Here is a 20,437-nt window from a genome sequence, read left to right as displayed (position 1 = left end):
GCGGGCCGCCAGCCGCGTGAAACCGGCCCGGTGGCGCCCGGCTGCGCGAATGGGGCGATGCCGGGGTGAAACGAAAGGCGATCGAAAACGAACCGAACGGCGATCCGAACGATTCGGCCCCCGAACGGCCGGAACCGGCTAAGCCGTTGTTCGTGTTGTGAAAATTCACGGCGCTTCGCGTATAATTCGCTTTTGCGCCCATAGGATTTGCCATGCGTCTGATCCAAAAAGCACTCACTTTCGATGACGTGCTCCTCGTTCCCGCCTTCTCCGACGTTCTCCCGCGCGACACCAGCCTCAAGACCAAGCTGACCCGCAACATCTCCCTGAACATGCCGCTCGTGTCCGCCGCGATGGACACGGTCACCGAAGGTCGCCTCGCGATCGCGATGGCGCAGCAGGGTGGCGTCGGTATCGTCCACAAGAACCTCACGCCGGCCGAGCAGGCCCGCGAGGTCGCGAAGGTCAAGCGTTTCGAATCGGGCGTCGTCCGCGACCCGATCACGGTCCCGCCGCAGATGAAGGTGCGCGACGTGATCGCGCTGTCGCGCCAGCATGGCATCTCCGGCTTCCCGGTCGTCGAAGGCCCGCAGCTCGTCGGCATCGTCACGAACCGCGACCTGCGTTTCGAAACGCGCCTCGACGAACCCGTCAAGTCGATCATGACGCCGCGCGAGCGCCTCGTCACGGTCAAGGAAGGCACGCCGCTCGCCGAAGCGAAGGCGCTGATGCACAGCCACCGCCTCGAGCGCGTGCTGGTCGTCAACGATGCGTTCGAACTGCGCGGCCTGATGACCGTCAAGGACATCACGAAGCAGACCGAACACCCGGACGCGTGCAAGGACGAACACGGCAAGCTGCGCGCAGGCGCGGCGGTCGGCGTCGGCCCCGACAACGAAGAGCGCGTCGAGCTGCTGGTTCAGGCCGGCGTCGACGTGATCGTCGTCGACACCGCGCACGGCCACAGCAAGGGCGTGCTCGAGCGCGTGCGCTGGGTCAAGCAGAACTTCCCGCACGTCGAAGTGATCGGCGGCAACATCGCGACGGCCGCCGCCGCGAAGGCGCTCGTCGAATACGGCGCGGACGCGGTCAAGGTCGGTATCGGCCCGGGCTCGATCTGCACGACGCGGATCGTCGCGGGTGTCGGCGTGCCGCAGATCAGCGCGATCGCGAACGTGTCGGAAGCGCTGAAGGGCACCGGCGTGCCGTGCATCGCCGACGGCGGCGTGCGCTTCTCGGGCGACGTGTCGAAGGCTCTCGCGGCCGGCGCGAACGCCGTGATGATGGGCAGCATGTTCGCAGGCACCGAAGAGGCGCCGGGCGACGTGTTCCTGTACCAGGGCCGTCAGTACAAGTCGTACCGCGGCATGGGTTCGGTCGGTGCGATGAAGGACGGCGCGGCTGACCGCTACTTCCAGGACAACTCCGCGAACATCGACAAGCTCGTGCCGGAAGGCATCGAAGGCCGCGTCGCGTACAAGGGTTCGGTCAACGCGATCCTGTTCCAGCTGGTCGGCGGCGTGCGTGCGAGCATGGGCTACTGCGGCTGCAAGACGATCGACGAACTGCACGAGAAGGCCGAATTCGTCCAGATCACCGCGGCGGGCATGCGCGAGTCGCACGTGCACGACGTGCAGATCACGAAGGAAGCGCCGAACTACCACGTGGACTGAGCGCCGATGAAACCGCTGCTGCGAGCCGTGCTGATCGTCGATGCGGTGCTGCTGCTGGGGTTCGGCGCGCTGTTCGTGCTGACGCCCTGGCAGGCGCTTTTCGACGCGCTGCAGCTCGCGAACATCCAGCCGGCGATGCTCGGCCAGGCGTTCGGCATCGCGCTGCTCGGGCTCGCGTGGCTCGCGTTTCACGCAGCGGTCAACGGCGATCTCACGGCACCGGTCGCACGTGCGGTCGGCCATGTGAACTGGCTGATCGGCGCGCTGACGGTCGTGTGGTCGATCGGCACCGGTAACGGTCCCGCGCTCGCCGCTGCCGGCAGGGTGCTGTCGGCGCTGGCCGGCGTCGCGCTGATCGTGCTCGGCCTCGGCGGCGTGCGGCTCGCATCGGTCGTGCGCCGGCGCGAGAGAGCGCAGGCGCTCGACGCGCGGGCCGCGCAGGGGCCGGCCGAACCGGCGCCCGCGCCCGCGCCCGTGCCGCAGCGTGTCGAGCCGGTAGTCAGCCGTCCGGTGGCGCCTTCGGCGCCGGCCGCGGCAGGCCCGTCGGCTGCATCCGACCGCGCGTCAGGCAGCGTCGCATTCGACGCGCGTCCGCCGTCGCGGGATTGACCGGCGATGCGTCGCGCGAGCCGCCTGCCGCCCGACGCCGCTGTCCATGCTTTTGACGCAGCGCTTCATGCGCTGCTTTTCTTATTCTCTTCATCCCGTCCGCAGCCATGCACGACAAAATCCTGATTCTCGACTTCGGTTCGCAAGTCACCCAACTGATCGCGCGCCGCGTGCGTGAAGCGCACGTCTACTGCGAAATCCATCCGAACGATGTGTCCGACGACTTCGTCCGCGAGTTCGCGCCGAAGGCGGTGATCCTGTCGGGCAGCCACGCGAGTACGTACGAAGACCATCAACTGCGCGCGCCGCAGGCCGTGTGGGATCTCGGCGTGCCGGTGCTCGGCATCTGCTACGGCATGCAGACGATGGCCGTGCAGCTCGGCGGCAAGGTCGAGTGGAGCGACCATCGCGAATTCGGCTACGCGGAAATGCGTGCGCACGGCCATACGCGCCTGCTCGACGGCATCGAGGATTTCACGACGGCCGAAGGCCACGGGATGCTGAAGGTCTGGATGAGCCACGGCGACAAGGTCGCCGAGCTGCCGCCGGGCTTCGCGCTGATGGCGTCGACGCCGAGCTGCCCGATCGCCGGCATGGCCGACGAGGCGCGCGGCTACTACGCGGTGCAGTTCCACCCGGAAGTCACGCACACGGTGAAGGGCCGCCAGATCATCGAACGCTTCGTGCTGCAGATCGCCGGCGCGAAGCCCGACTGGATCATGAAGAACCACATCGAGGAAGCCGTCGCGAAGATTCGCGAGCAGGTCGGTGACGAGGAAGTGATTCTCGGCCTGTCCGGCGGTGTCGATTCCAGCGTCGCCGCGGCGCTGATCCATCGCGCGATCGGCGATCAGCTGACCTGCGTGTTCGTCGATCACGGCCTGCTGCGCCTGAACGAAGGCAAGATGGTGCTCGACATGTTCGAGGGCCGCCTGCATGCGAAGGTCGTGCACGTCGACGCGTCCGACCAGTTCCTCGGTCACCTGGCCGGCGTGACCGATCCGGAAGCGAAGCGCAAGATCATCGGCCGCGAGTTCGTCGAGGTGTTCCAGGCCGAAGCGCAGAAGCTGTCGAAGGCGAAGTGGCTCGCGCAGGGCACGATCTACCCGGACGTGGTCGAATCGGGCGGCACGAAGACGAAGAAGGCGACGACGATCAAGAGCCACCACAACGTCGGCGGCCTGCCGGAAACGCTCGGCCTGAAGCTGCTCGAGCCGCTGCGCGACCTGTTCAAGGACGAAGTGCGCGAACTCGGCGTCGCGCTCGGCCTGCCGCCGGAAATGGTGTACCGCCATCCGTTCCCGGGCCCGGGCCTCGGCGTGCGGATTCTCGGCGAAGTGAAGCGCGAATACGCGGATCTGCTGCGTCGTGCCGATGCGATCTTCATCGAGGAATTGCGCGGCACGACCGCGACCGCGCAGGATGTGGCAGCGGGCCTGTGCGCTGAGGCCGACGTCGGCAAGACCTGGTACGACCTGACGAGCCAGGCGTTCGCGGTGTTCCTGCCGGTGAAGTCGGTCGGCGTGATGGGCGATGGCCGGACGTACGACTACGTGACGTCGCTGCGCGCGGTGCAGACCACCGACTTCATGACCGCGCACTGGGCGCACCTGCCGTACGCGCTGCTTGGTCGCGCTTCGAACCGGATCATCAATGAGGTGCGCGGGATTAATCGCGTGGTGTATGACATCTCGGGGAAGCCGCCGGCGACGATCGAGTGGGAGTGAAATCAGACTCTTCGGGACTACCGTCAGCTATCGACAAGATGTCGTAACGCATTGGTTTGGAACGAAATGCGTCACGGTAGCTGTCGGTGACTATCGCCGGCCAGCGGAACAGGTTGGCGGTAGAACCGACGGTAGGAACCGGAGGTCGGATCAAGACCCTCCCTTTTAGTATTCGGACCAAACCGGTCTTTGACGGTAAACGCCTCCGGGAAAGCTTGTTTTATGCGGCTTTCCCTGCCTCAGCAGGTCTCCTGGCACCTGACGGTAAAAGCCGTCACGAACGGGAGGAAAAACCTCGATGCTTACCGGCACCGCGCTGCGCAATCTCGAGCCCGAGTCCAAGACTTACAAGGCTCCTGACCGCGATGGGATGTACGTGACGGTATCGCCGACCGGTACCGTCGCCTTCCGTTACGACTGCCGTCTCACGGTCGCCGTGAGACGCGCACTCTCGACCGGGATGGCCGACAGCACGCGCGCAATGCGCAAGTGCATCGTCGACCGAGACATCTTGCCCCGTCTTCCAGAACCGACTGTTATCGACCTCGCTTCGGACCTCGAAGAGGCGGCTGCGCATGCTCGCAGATCAACGAGTTGCGGCCGATACGCATGGACGGCGTGGCGCCGAAGAGCTGGATTGTCTCGATGATCGGACTCCGATGTGGGAGGACGACGTCGAGGAGCTAAGGCGACTTGGTCAGGAGACTCTCTGCTGATCGCCGGGCGCCGCCGGCTCGAACAGCTTTGCCGCACCGTGGTTCGAGGTTTCCACCGCGACTACGGCTCTTTCTCGCATGGCACCCTCGTACTGTTCCAGTGCAGAGGGAACGGAGAGAACCCCGCGATCGGCCTTCAAAATCGCGTCGGCAAGGCAGGCCGCATCGGCAAGCGCGGTGTTTGCCCCGAGCCCACCCGCTGGCGTCATTGCGTGGATCGCATCTCCCAGCAGCGTTGCAGCCCCAACTGGCCACAGCACCTCCGGACGACCGCTTCGAATCGAAAGCATTGCCGTGTCCTCGGCCTCGCTTTGCTGCAGGATCCGCCGAAGAGACGGATGCCAATCACGAGTCACTGACAGTATCGCGTTGCGGATTCCGTCCGGGTCCATCTGCCGATTCGGTCCCACTTCAAACCTGGCGTAAGGTCCAATGAGGCACCAATAGAGATAGTCGCTCGTCGGCGTGATCTTGCAGTTGAGGGCAGTGCACTGGACGGCGAGGAACTCATGGTCGAACTGCATGTGATCCAAGATGGCAGCGAAGCCGTCCGCGAAGACGATGTTCGTTCCTTCAAAGCCTGAGAGGTCGTTACCGAGCCGCTCCAAGTCGGTTTTCCCATAGAAGCAAACCGCACCGGTGTCGATCGGCTCAGTCTCCGGAGCCAATTGACAGCGAACTCGCGAGTTGATGCCGTCCGCACCAACCAGCACATCGCACGTTACGGTCGGAACGTCTTGCCTGAAACGCACTTCGACGCGGCCATCGTGGGTCACGGAATACTGCTCGAATGCGCGATCGAAGTGGACATGATCTTCGATCCCGTGCATGAGAATTTCGCGCAGCGTGCGCCTGTTGACGCTCACATCCGCGGCGACGCCATCCGCATGCCAGCTCTCCGGCACACGCCCGGACGCAGGTTGCAGGTTCGGTGTCAGAAAGTTGCCCGAGGTCGCCGATGTCGAAACGGATCCGCGGAACAGATCGTACAGCTCGGGCGCGAGCGTCCGTGCCAAAGCCTGCTGACCATGGGCGTCGATCCGTATGCGGTAGCCCTGAGGTCTCGAGCTCAAAGCCTTGTCGGATTCGAAAACGTCGACGGCGACCCCGCCGCGCTTGAGTGCCTGCGCGAGCGCCAGGCCACCGAGACCGGCACCGACGATCGCGACATGAAGTTTGCCCATGAATTTTCCCGAGATAGACCCCTCGCGTTGAGCGCGTTATCACAGTCGCGAGGTATTGATGGAAATGGTTGCACGGAGAACTCAAAGCCAAGTAGCTTTATCTGGGCATAAAATAGTGAAATATGGCCAATCTAAACGACAGCACGGCTCCCGGCACCGAAGATCTCAGCGAGATGTCCGACGGCCCGCTCGTGATCGGCATCCGGGGAGATGACAGTCCAACGAATGAGTTTCGTCTGGGGACGAGAGAATATGACTGGCATCATCATGTGCGCGGTCAATTGTTCTGTGTCGAAACTGGGCTGATCCAGCTCAATACTTCCCATGGCGCTTGGCTCCTTCCTCCCTGCCGCGCGGGCTGGATACCGCCGGACGTTCCGCACGAGGTTCGCGTGAGCGGCGCGCTCAGCGGCTGGACGTTGTTCATGGCGCCCGCGTTTTGCGTCGATCTGCCTGCGACCCCCTGTGTTGTCGCAATCAGTGAAGTGCTGCGGGCGCTCGCGCAGAGGACGACGGAATGGGACAAGCGCGCCACGTTGACACCTGACCAAGCGCGCATCGCGACGGTCATACAAGACGAAATCCGACGCGCTCCGCACGAGGCATTGCATGTGCCGATGCCGAGCGACCCGCGCGTTGTTCGAGTGGCGCGCGCCGTCGTGGCGGACCCGGGAAATCCGCGCACACTCGACGATTGGGCATCATTCGGTGCGATGTCCTCGCGCACGTTGCGCCGCCTGACGCTTGCGGAGACCGGGCTGAGTTTCGGTCGGTGGCGACAACAGGTAAAGCTGATGCATGGCCTCGATATGCTTGCGCGAGGGATCTCGGTTGCGGAGATCTCGGACGTTCTCGGCTACGCGTCACCGAGCAATTTCATTGCGATGTTCCGGAAAGTCCTTGGGGATTCGCCGGCACGCTACTTTTCCACCAACAGATAGCGCGGCGCGCTTTCCGGCTAGTTCCGGCTAGCAATGTCGGTAGCGGATCACGGCTCGAATGATGCGAAACGCCCGGCAGGGGAGCCCGTCGGGCGTTTTTCATGTCGTGGGGCACAGGGTCGTCCGCTTGACCAAAATGGAAGCGTCGTCCTGTGGTCTGCGGTAACGGGCGCCGCTCACGAGCGACTTGAGTAATCGATGTCCGCGGCCCGTTCGACCGCACGCCGAGCAACGTCGCGCACGCCGGCGCTCATCGGCAGATCGTCGCGTTCGAGTTCGTCGAGATCGAACCAGCGTGCTTCCAGCGCATCGTCGCCGGCAGCGGGCGCGCCGCGCAGCCATTTGCACAGCACCGCGACCATCACGAAATGCTGGCGCACGCGGCCAGCGGCATCGTGATCGAACGAATCGAGCGCGGTGAATACGTCGAGTGCTTCGACGTCGAGCGTCGTCTCTTCGGCAATCTCGCGGACGATCGCGTCCGCGATCGGCTCGCCCGGTTCGATCTTGCCGCCGGGGAAGCCCCAGCGGCCCGCGTCCGGCGGATTCGCGCGCCGCACGAGCAGCACGTCGCGTTCGCGCAGCACGATGCCGATCACGGCAGGAACGGCATGCAGGGAAGTTGCGGCGGCGGTTGCGGAGTGTGAGCGCTTGGACATGATCGGGCCTATGCGTCAACGGACGTGAGCGGGTTTGCATGCATACGATTCATCTCGCATCGTCGCTGCGCTGCTCGATCGCATGAATGACGGCGACCATGTCGGACGAGCCGTATCCGGCTTGCTCGGTTTCGCCGTAAAGCGCATGGCAGATGTCCAGCAGCGGCGACGCGATTCCGATGCTTCGCGCGGATTCGGCAACGAGCCGCGCGTTCTTCAGCACGTCGGTGATGGCTGCCTGCACGTCGAAGTCGGACGCGACGAGCTTGCCGAGCTTCACGCGCGACACGTCGCTCGCCATCGGGCCGGCATTGAGCACGTCGGCGAAGCGGGCGAGATCGACGCCGTGGCGTTGCGCGAAATGCGTCGCCTCGGTCAGGCCCGTCACCATCGTGATCAGGAACAGGTTCACGGCGAGTTTCATCGTTAGCGCGGCCGGCACGTCGCCGCACACAAAGCTGTCGCGGCACAGCGGCTTCACGAGCCGACGGATCGCATCGACGTCTTCCGGCGCGCCGGCCAGCATCACGACGAGTTGCCCGGCTTCGGCCGGCTTGCGCGAACCGGACACCGGCGATTCGACGTAGCGGCCGGATGCGTCGGCGATTTCGTCGGCGAGCGCGCGCGAGTATTCGGGCGAATTCGTCCCCATGTTCACGATCGTATGTCCGCCGACGCGTGCAGCGAAATCGCGCGTGCCGCGTGCGAGGACGGTATCGATAGCGGTGTCGTTCGCGAGCATCAGCAACACCGTGCGGCACGCGTCGAACACGTCGTCGACGCGTTCGACGACTTGCGCGCCGGCAGCGCGCAGCGCATCGTCGCTGCCGTGCGATCGGCTCCACACGACGAGCGGCGTGCTGGCCCGCGCGAGGTTGAGTGCCATTGGCGTGCCCATCACGCCGAGGCCGATGAATCCGACTGCCGTTTGCATGTCCGTGCTCCTTCGGGAAAGGGGAGTGCAGCGCGCAATCGTCAGTATCGCAGCGTTTTCGGACCCATGCGGGGGCGTGCTCGCGGGCGCGGTGGCACGGGCCCAATCGGCGTACGCACGTCGTGCGGATCGCGACCCGGTACGACGGTGAAACGGCAGATCGAAGGGCCTTGGTTCGGTGTTCAGCCCGCAGGCTTGCGGTGAGCATGCGCGCAGTGCGACGCGATACCCGTATCCAGCCGGTCTTCGCCGAGTTCGGCCAGATACGGCCACGGATAGATCCCCCGCGCATGACCGTCGCCGAACAGCAGCCGGATGCCGTAGCCGGCCGCTTCGACCCCGTCCAGCGTCAGGCCGGCTTGCGCGCGAACGCTGCCGCCGTCGAACCGGATTTTCCTGCACGCGGCGCACGGGCACTCGCTGCGCAACTGCGCATAGTCGATGCGTTGCGTATCGCCAGCCGGCCAGCGCAGCGTCAACGCGCGGGCCGCATGGTCGAGCAGAATCTCGGTTGGCGCGATCATCGCGCGTCTCCTTCGATCTGCCCGATCGCGATCCGCACGGCCTTGCGGACTTCGGGATCGCGATCCTCCAGCGCGTCACGCAATGCCGGCAACGTCGCAGGGTCGCGCAGTTCGCCGAGCGCAAGCGCGGCCTCCTTGCGCAGGTTGCTGATCGCATGCGCGAGCAGCGCGACGACGGCCGGCGCCGCTGCAGCATCGCGCAACTGTCCGAGCGCACGCACCGCGCGCAAGCGCACCTGCCAGTAATCATCGTCGAGCGCGGCGACGAGCGGCGCGCGGGCGGCCACGATGCGCAGCTTGCCGAGCGTCGCGGCCGCTTCCTCGCGGACCTGCCATTCGGTGTCGCGTAACGCCGCAAGCAACGCGGCCACGACGGCCGTGTCGCTCGATGCCGCGAATCCGACCGCGCCGACCGCGATGCGCCGTACGTCGGCATGCGCGTCGGCTGTCGCGATGTGCGCGAGGGGCGCCAACGCACGCGTGTCCTTCAGCCATCCGAGCACGGCGACGGCTTCCGCTCGCACGGATGCCACCTGCGCATCGAGCGCGCGCAGCGCGGGCGCGAACGCGTCGGGGTCACGCAGTTCGCGCAAGCCGCGCAGCACGGCGCCGCGCACGAACGGCTCCGGCCGTTCGGCCCAGCGGCACAGCACCGCACCGGATGCAACGTCCTTCAACTCGGACAGGCTTTGCGCAGCGGTCGCGCGTACACGGTCGTCCGGATCGAGCAGCGCATGACACAGCGCGTCGACGACGTCGGGTTGTTCCCACGCGCCGAGCACGCGTGCGGCTTCGCCGCGCACGTCGGCCGACGGATCGTCGCGCAGTGCCGCAACGAATGCCGGCACGAGGTCGGGATTCTCGAGATCGGCGAGTTCGAGCAGTGCAATGCGGCGCACTGGTGCGTCGGGCGAGGCGGCGCGCGCGACGAGGTCGGCAAGGTCGGGATCGAGCGCGCCGGGCAGCGGGAAAGGAGCAGAAGAAGCGGTCATGGGCAATATTCGGAGCGATGAGGGGCGCGTGATCAAACAGCGTTACGCAGCAGCGCGAGGCAGCGGCGCTTGATGTCGACGAACGCGCGCTCGGTGGTGCTGTCGTCGGTACGCGGTCGGGCGAGCGGCACCGGAGCGTCGGCGACGATGCGCGCGGGCCGCGGCGACAGCATCAGGATGCGATCGCCGAGAAACAGCGCTTCCTCGATGTCGTGCATGATGAACAGCACTGTGGTGCCGATGCGCGACCAGATGTCGGGCAGGCGGAACATCCGTCGCGTCGGGTTCATGTGTCGTTGGTCCGATGATGGTGGGGAAGCGGCGCGCCGATCAGCGCAGCAGGTACGGGATGTCGACCTTGACCGCGCCGGTCGGGCAATCGCGTTCGCACGGCATGCAGTACCAGCATTCGTCGAACTGCATGTAGGCCTTGCCCTTGGTCACGTCGATCGCGAGCAGGTCGAGCGGGCACACGTCGACGCAGACGGTGCAGCCCTTGTCGGCGATGCAGCGGTCCTCGTCGATCGTCACGGGTGCGCTGCTGCGCAGGAAGATGTCGTGCGGGGTATATGGCACGGTAAGGCTCCTCGGAGTCAGATGGCGGCCGCGCGTGCGGCCGGTTCGCGGATGCGCAGGTGCGCGTAGGCGCTGCGTTCGTCGTCGGCGAGCGGCACGATGTACGGTTCGACCGGCCGCTTCTCGCTGCGCATCGCGCCGTCGGCGCCCTTGCGCAGCCACGTGTGGCAGAACCATTCGGCGTCGTTGCGATGAGGGAAATCGACGCGATGGTGGTACAGCCCCCAGCGGCTCTCGGTGCGGAACAGCGACGCGCGCGCAGCCATTTCGGCGCAGTCGCGGATCGCGCGCACTTCGGCGGCGCGCATCAGTTCGTGCGGATGGTTCGCCTTCAGTTCTTCGAGATCCTCAATCATTCCGTCCAAACGTTGCAGGCCGATTTCCATCTTGCGCGTCACCTTCGGCGGCTGCAGGTAATCGTTCACCATGCGGCGCAATTTGTATTCGACCTGCGCGGGCGCGAGGCCGCGTTCGCGCGTGAGCGGCGCGAGCACGCGGGTGCGTTCGGCCGCGACCTGCGCGTCGTCCACCGGTGCGTGTTCGCGGCCGGCCACGTAGTCGGCGGCGTTCTGCCCGGCGAACCAGCCGTACGTGAACGCACCGAGCATGTAGTTGTGCGGCACGGCTGCCATGTCGCCGGCCGCGTAGAGCCCGGGCACGGTCGTCTCCGCGCGTGCATTGACGTACACGCCCGACGCGCTGTGGCCACTGCAGAAGCCGATCTCGGAGATGTGCATCTCGACCATCTGCTGCCGGTAGTCGGTGCCGCGCCCCGCATGGAAGCGGCCGCGGCTCGGCCGCTCGTTGGTGTGCAGGATCTGCTCGATGGTCTGGATCGTTTCTTCCGCGAGGTGGTCGAGCTTCAGGAACACCGGGCCGTTGCCGCTTTGCAGTTCCTGGTAGAACTCCCACATCATCTGGCCGCTCCAGTAGTCGCACTCGATGAAGCGTTCGCCCTTGCCGTTCGCGGTGAAGCCGCCGAGCGGGCCCGTCACGTACGCGCATGCTGGGCCGTTGTAGTCCTTGATCAGCGGATTGATCTGGAAGCACTCGAGGTTCGCGAGCGCGGCGCCCGCGTGGTACGCCATCGCGTAGCCGTCGCCGGCGTTGGTCGGGTTCTCGTACGTGCCCATCAGGTAGCCGGACGCCGGCAGCCCGAGGCGGCCGGCCGCGCCGCAGCACAGAATCACGGCCTTCGCGCGGATCACGTGAAAATCCGCCGTGCGGCAGTCGAAGCCCAGCACGCCGCTCGCGCGGCCTTGCGCGTCGGTCAGCACGCGTGTCGCGACGATCCGGTTCGTGATCGCGATGCGCGCGCGCTTCAACTGCCGGTACAGCACCTTCTTGATGTCGTGTCCTTCCGGCATCGGCAGCACGTACGAGCCCATGTGATGGACCTTCTTCACCGCGTAGTCGCCGGTCCCGTCCTTTTCGAACTTCACGCCCCAGCGGTCGAGCTGTTCGATCGTCGCGAAGCTGTGCGTCGCGTACGCATGCACGGCCTCCTGGTCGACGATCCCGTCGTTGGCGATCATGATCTCGCGCGTGTACTGCTCGGGCGTCGCGTGGCCGGGGATCACCGCGTTGTTCAGGCCGTCCATCCCCATCGAGATCGCGCCGCTGCGCTTCACGTTCGCCTTCTCGAGCAACAGCACGCGCAGCGACGGGTCGCGCTCCTTCGCCTTGATCGCGGCCATCGGGCCGGCCGTGCCGCCGCCGACCACGACGATGTCGTATTCGAGTACATGGGTATTCATCGCGGGTTCCTTGCAGGTTGGCGAGTCTTCTGCCGGTCGATGCGCAACCGGTACTGGAAGGCGTCGCCGCGGAAGTAGAGGTGTTCGTAGTCGATCGGCGTACCCGACGCGTCGTGCGTGAGCCGCTCGATGCGCAGCACCGGGCTGCTTTCCTCGACGCGCAACGCGTCGACGATTTCGTCGTCGGCGAGGATCGCGTCGATCGACACGTCGGCATGGCCGAGCGGGATGCCGCAGTCGTTTTCCAGGATCAGGAAGATGTCGCGGGTCGCGAGATCGGCGCCCGCGAGTCGCTTGCCGAGCGCTTCGGGCACCCAGGTCTGCTCGAGCGACACGGGCTCGCGGTTCAGCAGCCGCACGCGCTGGATCTCGACGAGCGGCGCACCTTCCGGCACGTTCAGTTTCGCCGCGAGATGGCGGTCGGCCTTGACGGTGCGAAAGCTGCGCAGCTGGTTCACGATCTCGTAGCCCATCGACGACATCGCTTCGGCAAAGCCCTGCAGCGACGTCACGTTCTGGAACGCCTTAGGCTTCGACACGAACGTGCCCTTGCCGTGCAGCTTGAACAGCAGGCCTTCCTTCTGCAGGTCGCCGAGGGCCTGGCGCACCGTGATGCGGCTCACGTCGAACATCGCGCAGAGCTCGTGCTCGGACGGCATCCGGCTGTGCGGCGCATAGGTGCCGTCGAGAATGCGCGCGCGCAGCGTGTCCTTGATCTGCACGTAGAGCGGGGCCGCCGACAGCGGCACGACGTTGGGTGGGGTCATTGGTCAACTTGTTATGACAAGATCGCTCGAGTGTAGTGAGCGGGCCCGCGCGCCCCAACCAACTATTTCTGATTTCGACTTTCCGATTCCGGAAAAGCACGGTGGGGCGCCGTGGACCGAATCGAGGAACCGGTGCCCGGCGGCGCTTCGTTCGGCCCCCGTGCCCCTTGCCATGCGCGCAAATGCGCCGACAATCGGAGATTCGCGCTTCGCGTGCCGCGCGTGTCGATTTCGCGGTGCGTCGTTCGTCGTATCGATGTCGGCCGCGTTGCGTCGCCGCGCGCTGGCGCGCACGCTGCCCGGTTCCCCGTCGATGCGTGCGAGACCGAGAAGGAGCTAACCGATGCCGGATTCCCGATACCGTTGGGTGATCGTCGCCGCGGGCGGCCTGCTGAGCTGCGTCGCGATTGGCGCGATGTTTTCGCTGCCGGTGTTCCTGCGGGCCATCGCGCGTGACACCGGGTGGTCGATGACCGGCATTTCGGCCGCGATGACGCTCGGCTTCATCGCGATGGCGTTCGCGAGCATCGCGTGGGGCAGCCTGTCGGACCGGATCGGCACGCGTGCGGTGGTCGTGACGGGCGCGGTGCTGCTGGCGGCCAGTCTCGCGCTCGCGAGCCGCGCGCCGTCGTTGCTCGCGTACCAGCTGATTTTCGGGCTGGGGGTCGGCAGCGCCGCCGCCGCGGTGCTCGCGCCGATGATGGCGTGCGTGACGGGCTGGTTCGACACGCACCGTAGCCTCGCGGTGTCGCTGGTGTCGGCCGGCATGGGAATGGCGCCGATGACGATGTCGCCGCTCGCCGCGTGGCTCGTGTCACGCCACGACTGGCGCGCGTCGATGCTGATGATCGCCGCGCTGGCGGCCGCCGTGATGATTCCGGCGTCGCTGCTCGTACGGCGCCCGCCTGCACTCGACCGCCCGCAGGCCGAACCGGTGACGGCCGGCGCGCCCGCGCCGCTGTCGGTCGGCGACGCGCTGCGCTCGCCGCAGTTCATCGTGCTGCTGCTGACCAACTTCTTCTGCTGCGCGACGCACTCCGGGCCGATCTTCCATACGGTCAGCTATGCGGTGACCTGCGGGATCCCGCTGATCGCCGCGGTGTCGATCTACAGCGTCGAAGGGCTCGCGGGGATGGGCGGGCGGATCGCGTTCGGGCTGCTCGGCGACCGTTTCGGCGCGAAGCGGATGCTGGTGGCCGGGCTGCTCGCGCAGGCGCTCGGCGCGCTCGGTTACTACTTCGTGCGCACGCTCGACGGCTTCTACGCGGTCGCGATGCTGTTCGGCTTCATCTATGCGGGCGTGATGCCGCTGTATGCGGTGCTCGCGCGCGAGAATTTCCCGCTGCGGATGATGGGCACCGTGATCGGCGGCAGCGCGATGGCCGGCAGCCTCGGGATGGCGGCCGGGCCCGTCGCCGGTGGCCTGATCGTCGATGCGCTCGGCGGCTACGGCTGGCTGTACATCGGATCGTTCGTGATCGGCATCGCCGCATTCGCGGTCGCGATGATGTTCAGGCCGTTCCCGAAGGAGCGGTCGCAAACGATTGCCGCGTGACCGGGCAGCAACGGAACGACGGTTCCCACAACGAAACGAACGTCGATCGGCCGGGATCCAAAATAAAAAAACGACGGCGGATGGCGCTTGCGCAAAACAGCGTCAAACCGGCGCGGAGCCCGCTGCGGCGCAGCAGAGCGGCAAATCGGGCCGATCGGCGCGCATGCGCGGCGATTCCGCCCCTAAAAACACACTATCGAGCAACCCCTCGAAGAGCCTGTCATCCGTGCGTCACCCTGCTAGAATTCGGCTGCCGCATTGTTCCGATTGACTGATGAGATTGCTTGACGCACTGGTCGAACAACGTATCGCCGCCGCCGCCGCGCGGGGCGAGTTCGACGACTTGCCGGGTGCCGGCGCGCCGCAGGCGCTGGATGACGACCTGCTCGTACCCGAGGAGGTGCGGGTGGCCAACCGTATCCTGAAGAATGCGGGGTTCGTGCCGCCGGCCGTCGAGCAACTGCGCGCGCTGCGCAATCTGCAGGACGAACTGCGTGCGGTCAGCGACCGGGCCGCGCGTTGCCGGCTGCACGCGAAGATCCTCGCGCTCGACATGGCGCTCGAATCGCTGCGCGGCGGCCCGATGGTGATGCCGCGCGACTATTGCCGGCGCATCGCGGAACGCCTGTGCGAGCGTGGGCTCGACGAAGCGTCCGCCGAAGCGGGGCCGATGTGAGCGCCGACGCGCTGCACCCCGCAGCAACCGAATCCGTCGCCCCTTCTCCTGTTCCCGAAGCCACGCCCGTGTCGGCGCGTGACCTGCATTTCATGCGTCTCGCGCAGGCTGCCGCCGAAGAGGCGCGCGCGGCAGGCGAAGTGCCGGTCGGCGCGGTGCTCGTGCGCGGGGACGAAGTGATCGCGCGCGGCTTCAACCACCCGATCGGCGGGCACGACCCGTCGGCCCATGCGGAAATGGCCGCGTTGCGGATGGCCGCGCAGCATCTGCAGAACTACCGGATGCCGGGCTGCGAGCTGTACGTGACGCTCGAGCCGTGCCTGATGTGCGCGGGCGCGATCATGCATGCGCGCATCGCGCGCGTGGTGTACGGCGCCGCCGATCCGAAGACGGGTGCGTGCGGCAGCGTGATCGACGCGTTCGCGAACCCGCAGCTCAACCACCATACCGCCGTCACCGGCGGCGTGCTCGCCGACGAGTGCGGCGCCGCGCTGAAGTCGTTCTTCGCCGAGCGCCGCCGCGCGCTGCGCGAAGCGCGGCTGGCCCGCGACGCGGCGTCCGGCGCGTCATAAGCGGCACCGTCCCGCGCAGCGGCCGGCTCCGTGAGCGGCGCTGCGATCCCGGCCTGTGAACCGCAGCTGCTTCAGACCCTCTAAGCAGGTTTGACGACCCGATACCTTTCGCCATGTCCTTCCAGCCCGCCGCGTCCTACACCATCCGCCTGCTGGCGCCGTCCGGTTATCCGCACGACCCCGATGCGATCAATCGCGCGCTCGAACGCCTGAGCGGTGCGCAGCAGCGCATCGACAACATCGAGGCGACGCAGCGCCGCTTTCAGCGTTTCGGCGGCACCGACGGCGAGCGGGCGGGCGACCTGAACCGCCTGGCGGATCCCGAGCGGCCGCTGCCGGACATCGCGCTCGCGGTGCGCGGCGGCTACGGCGCGGCGCGCATCCTGCACGGGCTCGACTATCTCGGGCTCGAGCGCCGCCTGCGCGATCAGCCGATCGCGCTCGTCGGCCATAGCGACTTCACCGCGATCCAGCTCGCGCTGTACGCGAAGGCGCGCATCAAGACCTTCGGCGGCCCGATGCTGTCGGCCGACTTCGGCGCCGAAACGCCGAGCGACTTCACGATGCAGCACTTCTGGCAGACGCTGTCGCAGCCGACCACGACGATCGTCGCCGAAGCGCCGCAAGTGCAGGCCGTGAACGTGACGGGCACGCTGTGGGGCGGCAACCTCGCGATCCTCACGTCGCTCGTCGGCACGCCGTACATGCCCGATATCGAAGGTGGCATCCTGTTCATCGAGGACGTCAACGAACAGCCGTTCCGGATCGAGCGGATGATCTATCAACTGCACCTGTCGGGGCTGCTCGCGCGCCAGCAGGCGCTCGTGCTCGGCCAGTTCACCGGCGCGCGGCCGTTCGAATACGACAACGGCTACGACATGCAGGCGATGATCGACCAGGTGCGCTCGGTGATCGGCATTCCGGTCGTCACGGGCTTGCAGTTCGGTCACGTGCCCGACCTGCTGACGTTGCCGTTCGGCGCGAACGCGCAGCTCGTCGCGAATGCGCACGGCTTCCGGCTGACGCTGTCGGACTATCCGCATCTCGGCTGAGCCGTTCGGGTGCGACGGTCGGGTACGATCGAAAGGCGGGGTTTCCCGCCTTTTTGTTTAAGTAAATGCGCAACTAACGGTCTACATTTTTTGTCGTCATCGACTGAATTCCGATCGCGTCACGCACCATTTTTGTCAACAAAATGGTCGCGAGGGTGTACGCCACCAGCCGCCATGGACAAGCCGGAGAGGCTCGTCTTGCATGGATTTCGGGCGGCGCGCACCAGTTCAGCACATCGCGACGCACGCCGATTGTGCGCATTTCGAGAAAAGAATTGTTGACAATCTTTATGTCCGTCCTAGGATGAGGACCATCACGCGATGCAGACCATGAACGAGCCCGATTCCCACCCGTCCGGCGCAGCCGGTCCCGAAGCGATCGCCGAGCGGATTCGTACCGCGATCCTCGAGCATCGGCTCGCGCCGGGCGCGAAGCTGACGGAAGCGCAGCTTTGCGAGGTGTTCGGCGTGAAGCGCGGGACGATCCGGCAGGCGCTCGCGCAGCTCGCGACCGACAAGCTGGTCGAGCTCGAGCCGAACCGCGGTGCGTTCGTCGCGAGCCCGACGCTGCAGGACGTGCACGAGGTGTTCGAAATGCGCCGGATCATCGAGCTGGCCGTGGTCGAGCGGCTCGCGACGGGCCCGGGCGCGAAGCGGCTGAAGGGCGTCGCCGCGCTGATCGACAAGGAACGCCGTGCGTTCGAGCGGCACGACTTCGCGGCGTGGATCCGCCTGTCGGGCGAATTCCACACGGCGCTCGCGGCGCTGACGGGCAATGCGACGCTCTGCGAGTGCCTCGACGGGCTCGTCGCACGCTCGACGCTGATGTCGGCGCTGTACGAATCGCACGGGCGCAGCCCGTGCTCGTGCGACGACCACGACGAGATCCTGACCGCACTGGAGGCGGGGGATTCGAAGCGGGCGGTGACGCTGATGGCGCACCACCTGCAGCACGTCGAACTGAAGATGCTGGACCGGCCCGCGCAGGGGCAGGTCGATTTGCGCGAAGTGTTCGGCGGCGCCTGAGCGGCGACGCGAACGCGGCCGCGCGCCACGGGACGAGAGCAATGCAGGCCGGCGGTATGTGCCGTCGGCTGCCAGTCCGACTCCGGACGACGATCCGGAGCGATATCGATGACGGTGGAGCGGCGGTCCGGCCGCGTCAAGGAGAAGTCATGGCTCAGTTCAGTGTCGCGCACGACAGCGCATATCCGGCGGAGGAAGGCGGCGAGGGCGGCGATCCCGCATTGCCGGACGGTTACAGTCGACGTTTGTACAACGAAGATTTGGCACCCCTTAAGAATCAGACATGGGGTTCGTACAACATCTTCGCGTTCTGGATGTCGGACGTGCACAGCGTCGGCGGCTACGTGTTCGCGGGCAGCCTGTTCGCGCTCGGGCTGACGAGCTGGCAGGTGCTGATCGCGCTGATCGTCGGCATCACGATCGTGAACCGGCTGTGCAACCTGATCGCGCGCCCGAGCCAGCAGATCGGCGTGCCGTATCCGGTTGCGTGCCGCGCGACCTTCGGCGTGCTCGGCGCGAACGTGCCGGCCGTGATTCGCGGGCTGATCGCGATCGCGTGGTACGGCATCCAGACCTATCTCGCGTCCAGCGCGCTCGTGATCGTCGTGCTGAAATTCTTTCCGCAATGGCTGCCGTATGCCGACGTCCATCGCTACGGCTTCCTCGGGCTGTCGGCGGTCGGCTGGGCCGGCTTCATGGTGCTGTGGGTGCTGCAGGCGTTCGTGTTCTGGAACGGGATGGAGACGATCAAGAAGTTCATCGACTTCGCGGGCCCGGCCGTCTACGTCGTGATGTTCATCCTGGCCGGCTACATGGTGTGGCGCGCGGGCTGGCGCAACATCGGCCTCAACCTCGGCGGCGTCAAGTATCACGGCGCGGAAGTGATACCGGTGATGATCACGGCCGTGTCGCTCGTCGTGTCGTACTTCTCCGGCCCGATGCTCAATTTCGGCGACTTCTCGCGCTACTGCCGCTCGTTCGGCGAAGTGAAGCGCGGCAACTTCTGGGGGCTGCCCGTCAACTTCCTCGCGTTCTCGCTCGTCACGGTGATCACGACGGCCGCGACGCTGCCGGTGTTCGGCCAGCTCATCACCGACCCGGTCGAGACGGTCGGCCGCATCGACCATCCGACCGCCGTGATCCTCGGCGCGCTGACCTTCACGATCGCAACCATCGGCATCAACATCGTCGCGAACTTCGTGTCGCCGGCGTTCGACTTCTCGAACGTCGCGCCGCGGCTGATCAGCTGGCGCGCGGGCGGGATGCTCGCGGCCGTCGCGTCGATCTTCATCACGCCGTGGAACCTGTTCAACAACCCGGCCGTGATCCACTACACGCTCGACGTGCTCGGCGCCTTCATCGGTCCGCTGTACGGCGTGCTGATCGCCGACTTTTACCTCGTGAAGCGCGGCCGGCTCGTGCGCGACGATCTCTACACGATGTCCGAGCGCGGCACGTACTGGTACACGGGCGGCGTGAACCGCCGCGCGCTTGCCGCGCTGCTGCCGGCCGCGGTGATCGCGGTCGTCTGCGTGATGGTGCCGGGCTGGCAGGCCGCCGCGAACTTCTCGTGGTTCATCGGCGCGGGGCTCGGCTTCGTGTTCTACCGGCTGCTCGCGAGCACGAAGGCCTGAGGAGCGCGCGATGAAGATCAAGCTGATCAATCCGAACACGACGCAGCGGATGACCGACGCGATGGGGCGCTGCGCGCGCGAAGTCGCGGCCGCGGGCACGGAGGTCGTCGCCGTGAGCCCGCCGATGGGGCCGCCGTCGATCGAAGGGTATTACGACGAGGCGCTCGCGACGCCCGGCCTCCTGGCCGAGATCGTGCACGGCGAGCGCGATGGTTTCGATGCATACGTGATCGCGTGTTTCGGCGACCCGGGGCTCTATGCGGCACGCGAGGTCGCGCGCGGGCCGGTGATCGGGATCGCCGAGGCGGCGATGCACGCGGCCAGCGTGCTCGCGCCGGGCTTCTCGGTCGTCACGACGCTCGCACGCACGTGCGGGATGGCGTGGCATCTCGCCGAGCGCTACGGGATGAAGCGCTTCTGCCGCAACGTGCGCGCGACCGACGTCGCGGTGCTCGAACTCGACCGGCCCGGCTCGGCGGCACGACGGATCATCGTCGACGAATGCCGGCGCGCGCTCGACGAGGACGGCGCCGACGCGATCGTGCTCGGCTGCGCGGGCATGGCCGAATTCGCGCACGAGATCGAGCAGCAGATCGGCGCGCCGGTGGTCGAGGGCGTCACCGCGGCCGTGAAGTGGGCCGAGGCGCTCGTCGCGCTGCGCCTCGCGACCGCGAAGCGCGGCGACTATGCGCGGCCGCTGCCGAAGCGCTACGACGGCGAATTCGCGCGCTTCAGCCCGCCGGACGGCGCGTCGGCGGCCGCACCGGCGCCCGTCACGGCGCCCGTCACGGCGCGCAGCGGCAGCGCCGCGGCGGAACCGGTCCCGGATTTGCCGCAATCGCACATACACGCCGTCTGACATG

At 66.6% G+C, this 20,437-nt stretch carries 19 protein-coding genes and 1 pseudogene; 11 read left to right on the top strand and 9 right to left on the bottom strand.

The window, feature by feature from the left end; genetic code table 11:
- The first annotated feature begins 212 nt into the window (after positions 1-212).
- The 3 genes from guaB to guaA all read left to right on the top strand — a co-directional run bounded on the left by guaB (position 213) and on the right by guaA (position 4,009).
- Positions 213-1,673 (top strand): IMP dehydrogenase, encoded by a 1,461-nt coding sequence (guaB, locus tag O1Q03_RS15000; protein WP_027784746.1) that lies wholly within the window; start codon positions 213-215, stop codon positions 1,671-1,673.
- A 6-nt stretch (positions 1,674-1,679) separates the two neighbouring features.
- Positions 1,680-2,282: a hypothetical protein gene (locus O1Q03_RS14995; protein WP_269504394.1), complete on the top strand. Its 603-nt coding sequence runs from the start codon at positions 1,680-1,682 to the stop codon at positions 2,280-2,282.
- Between the two features lie 107 nt (positions 2,283-2,389).
- Positions 2,390-4,009, top strand: coding sequence for a glutamine-hydrolyzing GMP synthase (gene guaA, locus O1Q03_RS14990; RefSeq protein ID WP_269504393.1), 1,620 nt, complete (start codon positions 2,390-2,392; stop codon positions 4,007-4,009).
- A gap of 697 nt (positions 4,010-4,706) precedes the next feature.
- On the opposite strand, the gene O1Q03_RS14980 is transcribed toward guaA, so the two are convergent.
- The gene (locus tag O1Q03_RS14980) at positions 4,707-5,909 is read right to left on the bottom strand and encodes an FAD-dependent oxidoreductase (RefSeq protein ID WP_269504392.1); all 1,203 of its coding nucleotides are present in this window, start codon (positions 5,907-5,909) and stop codon (positions 4,707-4,709) included.
- Between the two features lie 122 nt (positions 5,910-6,031).
- Between O1Q03_RS14980 and O1Q03_RS14975 the strand changes: the two genes are divergently transcribed.
- On the top strand, positions 6,032-6,850 hold the full coding sequence (locus O1Q03_RS14975; RefSeq protein WP_269504391.1) for an AraC family transcriptional regulator: 819 nt from the start codon (positions 6,032-6,034) through the stop codon (positions 6,848-6,850).
- Between the two features lie 176 nt (positions 6,851-7,026).
- Here O1Q03_RS14975 and O1Q03_RS14970 read toward each other — a convergent pair whose 3' ends face one another.
- From O1Q03_RS14970 to O1Q03_RS14935, 8 genes and pseudogenes are all read right to left on the bottom strand, one after another.
- The gene (locus tag O1Q03_RS14970) at positions 7,027-7,509 is read right to left on the bottom strand and encodes an NUDIX hydrolase (protein ID WP_269504390.1); all 483 of its coding nucleotides are present in this window, start codon (positions 7,507-7,509) and stop codon (positions 7,027-7,029) included.
- 49 nt (positions 7,510-7,558) lie between these two features.
- Complete coding sequence (locus tag O1Q03_RS14965; protein ID WP_269504389.1) at positions 7,559-8,443, bottom strand: NAD(P)-dependent oxidoreductase; 885 nt, start codon at positions 8,441-8,443, stop codon at positions 7,559-7,561.
- Positions 8,444-8,625: 182 nt separating this feature from the next.
- Positions 8,626-8,967, bottom strand: coding sequence for a gamma-butyrobetaine hydroxylase-like domain-containing protein (locus tag O1Q03_RS14960; protein ID WP_269504388.1), 342 nt, complete (start codon positions 8,965-8,967; stop codon positions 8,626-8,628).
- Positions 8,964-9,959: a HEAT repeat domain-containing protein gene (locus tag O1Q03_RS14955; protein WP_269504387.1), complete on the bottom strand. Its 996-nt coding sequence runs from the start codon at positions 9,957-9,959 to the stop codon at positions 8,964-8,966. The genes O1Q03_RS14960 and O1Q03_RS14955 overlap by 4 nt, the downstream gene beginning before the upstream one ends.
- A 32-nt stretch (positions 9,960-9,991) precedes the next feature.
- A pseudogene (locus O1Q03_RS14950) lies at positions 9,992-10,222 on the bottom strand (ABC transporter ATP-binding protein); the annotation flags it as partial.
- 67 nt (positions 10,223-10,289) lie between these two features.
- Positions 10,290-10,535: a 4Fe-4S dicluster domain-containing protein gene (locus tag O1Q03_RS14945; RefSeq protein WP_269504386.1), complete on the bottom strand. Its 246-nt coding sequence runs from the start codon at positions 10,533-10,535 to the stop codon at positions 10,290-10,292.
- 17 nt (positions 10,536-10,552) lie between these two features.
- Positions 10,553-12,292, bottom strand: a complete 1,740-nt coding sequence (locus O1Q03_RS14940; RefSeq protein ID WP_269504385.1) for a fumarate reductase/succinate dehydrogenase flavoprotein subunit — start codon at positions 12,290-12,292, stop codon at positions 10,553-10,555.
- Positions 12,289-13,059: a GntR family transcriptional regulator gene (locus tag O1Q03_RS14935; protein ID WP_269504383.1), complete on the bottom strand. Its 771-nt coding sequence runs from the start codon at positions 13,057-13,059 to the stop codon at positions 12,289-12,291. The genes O1Q03_RS14940 and O1Q03_RS14935 overlap by 4 nt, the downstream gene beginning before the upstream one ends.
- Before the next feature lie 343 nt (positions 13,060-13,402).
- Here O1Q03_RS14935 and O1Q03_RS14930 point away from each other — a divergent pair, with 343 nt between their 5' ends.
- The 7 genes from O1Q03_RS14930 to O1Q03_RS14900 all read left to right on the top strand — a co-directional run bounded on the left by O1Q03_RS14930 (position 13,403) and on the right by O1Q03_RS14900 (position 20,433).
- Positions 13,403-14,614 carry an MFS transporter gene (locus tag O1Q03_RS14930; RefSeq protein ID WP_269504382.1) on the top strand — a complete coding sequence of 404 codons (1,212 nt, stop codon included), beginning with the start codon at positions 13,403-13,405 and terminating at the stop codon, positions 14,612-14,614.
- A gap of 274 nt (positions 14,615-14,888) precedes the next feature.
- Positions 14,889-15,290, top strand: a complete 402-nt coding sequence (locus tag O1Q03_RS14925) for a DnaJ family domain-containing protein (protein WP_269504381.1) — start codon at positions 14,889-14,891, stop codon at positions 15,288-15,290.
- The gene (gene tadA, locus O1Q03_RS14920; RefSeq protein WP_269504380.1) at positions 15,287-15,862 is read left to right on the top strand and encodes a tRNA adenosine(34) deaminase TadA; all 576 of its coding nucleotides are present in this window, start codon (positions 15,287-15,289) and stop codon (positions 15,860-15,862) included. Before O1Q03_RS14925 ends, tadA begins: the two co-directional genes overlap by 4 nt.
- Before the next feature lie 113 nt (positions 15,863-15,975).
- Complete coding sequence (gene ldcA / locus O1Q03_RS14915; protein WP_269504379.1) at positions 15,976-16,914, top strand: muramoyltetrapeptide carboxypeptidase; 939 nt, start codon at positions 15,976-15,978, stop codon at positions 16,912-16,914.
- A gap of 321 nt (positions 16,915-17,235) precedes the next feature.
- Entirely contained in the window at positions 17,236-17,940 is a 705-nt protein-coding gene (locus tag O1Q03_RS14910; RefSeq protein ID WP_269504378.1) for a GntR family transcriptional regulator, read from the top strand.
- A gap of 149 nt (positions 17,941-18,089) precedes the next feature.
- Positions 18,090-19,574 (top strand): NCS1 family nucleobase:cation symporter-1, encoded by a 1,485-nt coding sequence (locus tag O1Q03_RS14905; RefSeq protein WP_269504377.1) that lies wholly within the window; start codon positions 18,090-18,092, stop codon positions 19,572-19,574.
- Positions 19,575-19,584: 10 nt separating this feature from the next.
- On the top strand, positions 19,585-20,433 hold the full coding sequence (locus O1Q03_RS14900; RefSeq protein ID WP_269504374.1) for an aspartate/glutamate racemase family protein: 849 nt from the start codon (positions 19,585-19,587) through the stop codon (positions 20,431-20,433).
- Positions 20,434-20,437: the final 4 nt, after the last annotated feature.

It is taken from the genome of Burkholderia sp. IMCC1007 (genome assembly GCF_027257875.1).
Classification (GTDB): domain Bacteria; phylum Pseudomonadota; class Gammaproteobacteria; order Burkholderiales; family Burkholderiaceae; genus Burkholderia.
Note: the sequence above shows the minus strand (reverse complement) of the source record. Positions and strands in the feature narration are given on the sequence as shown.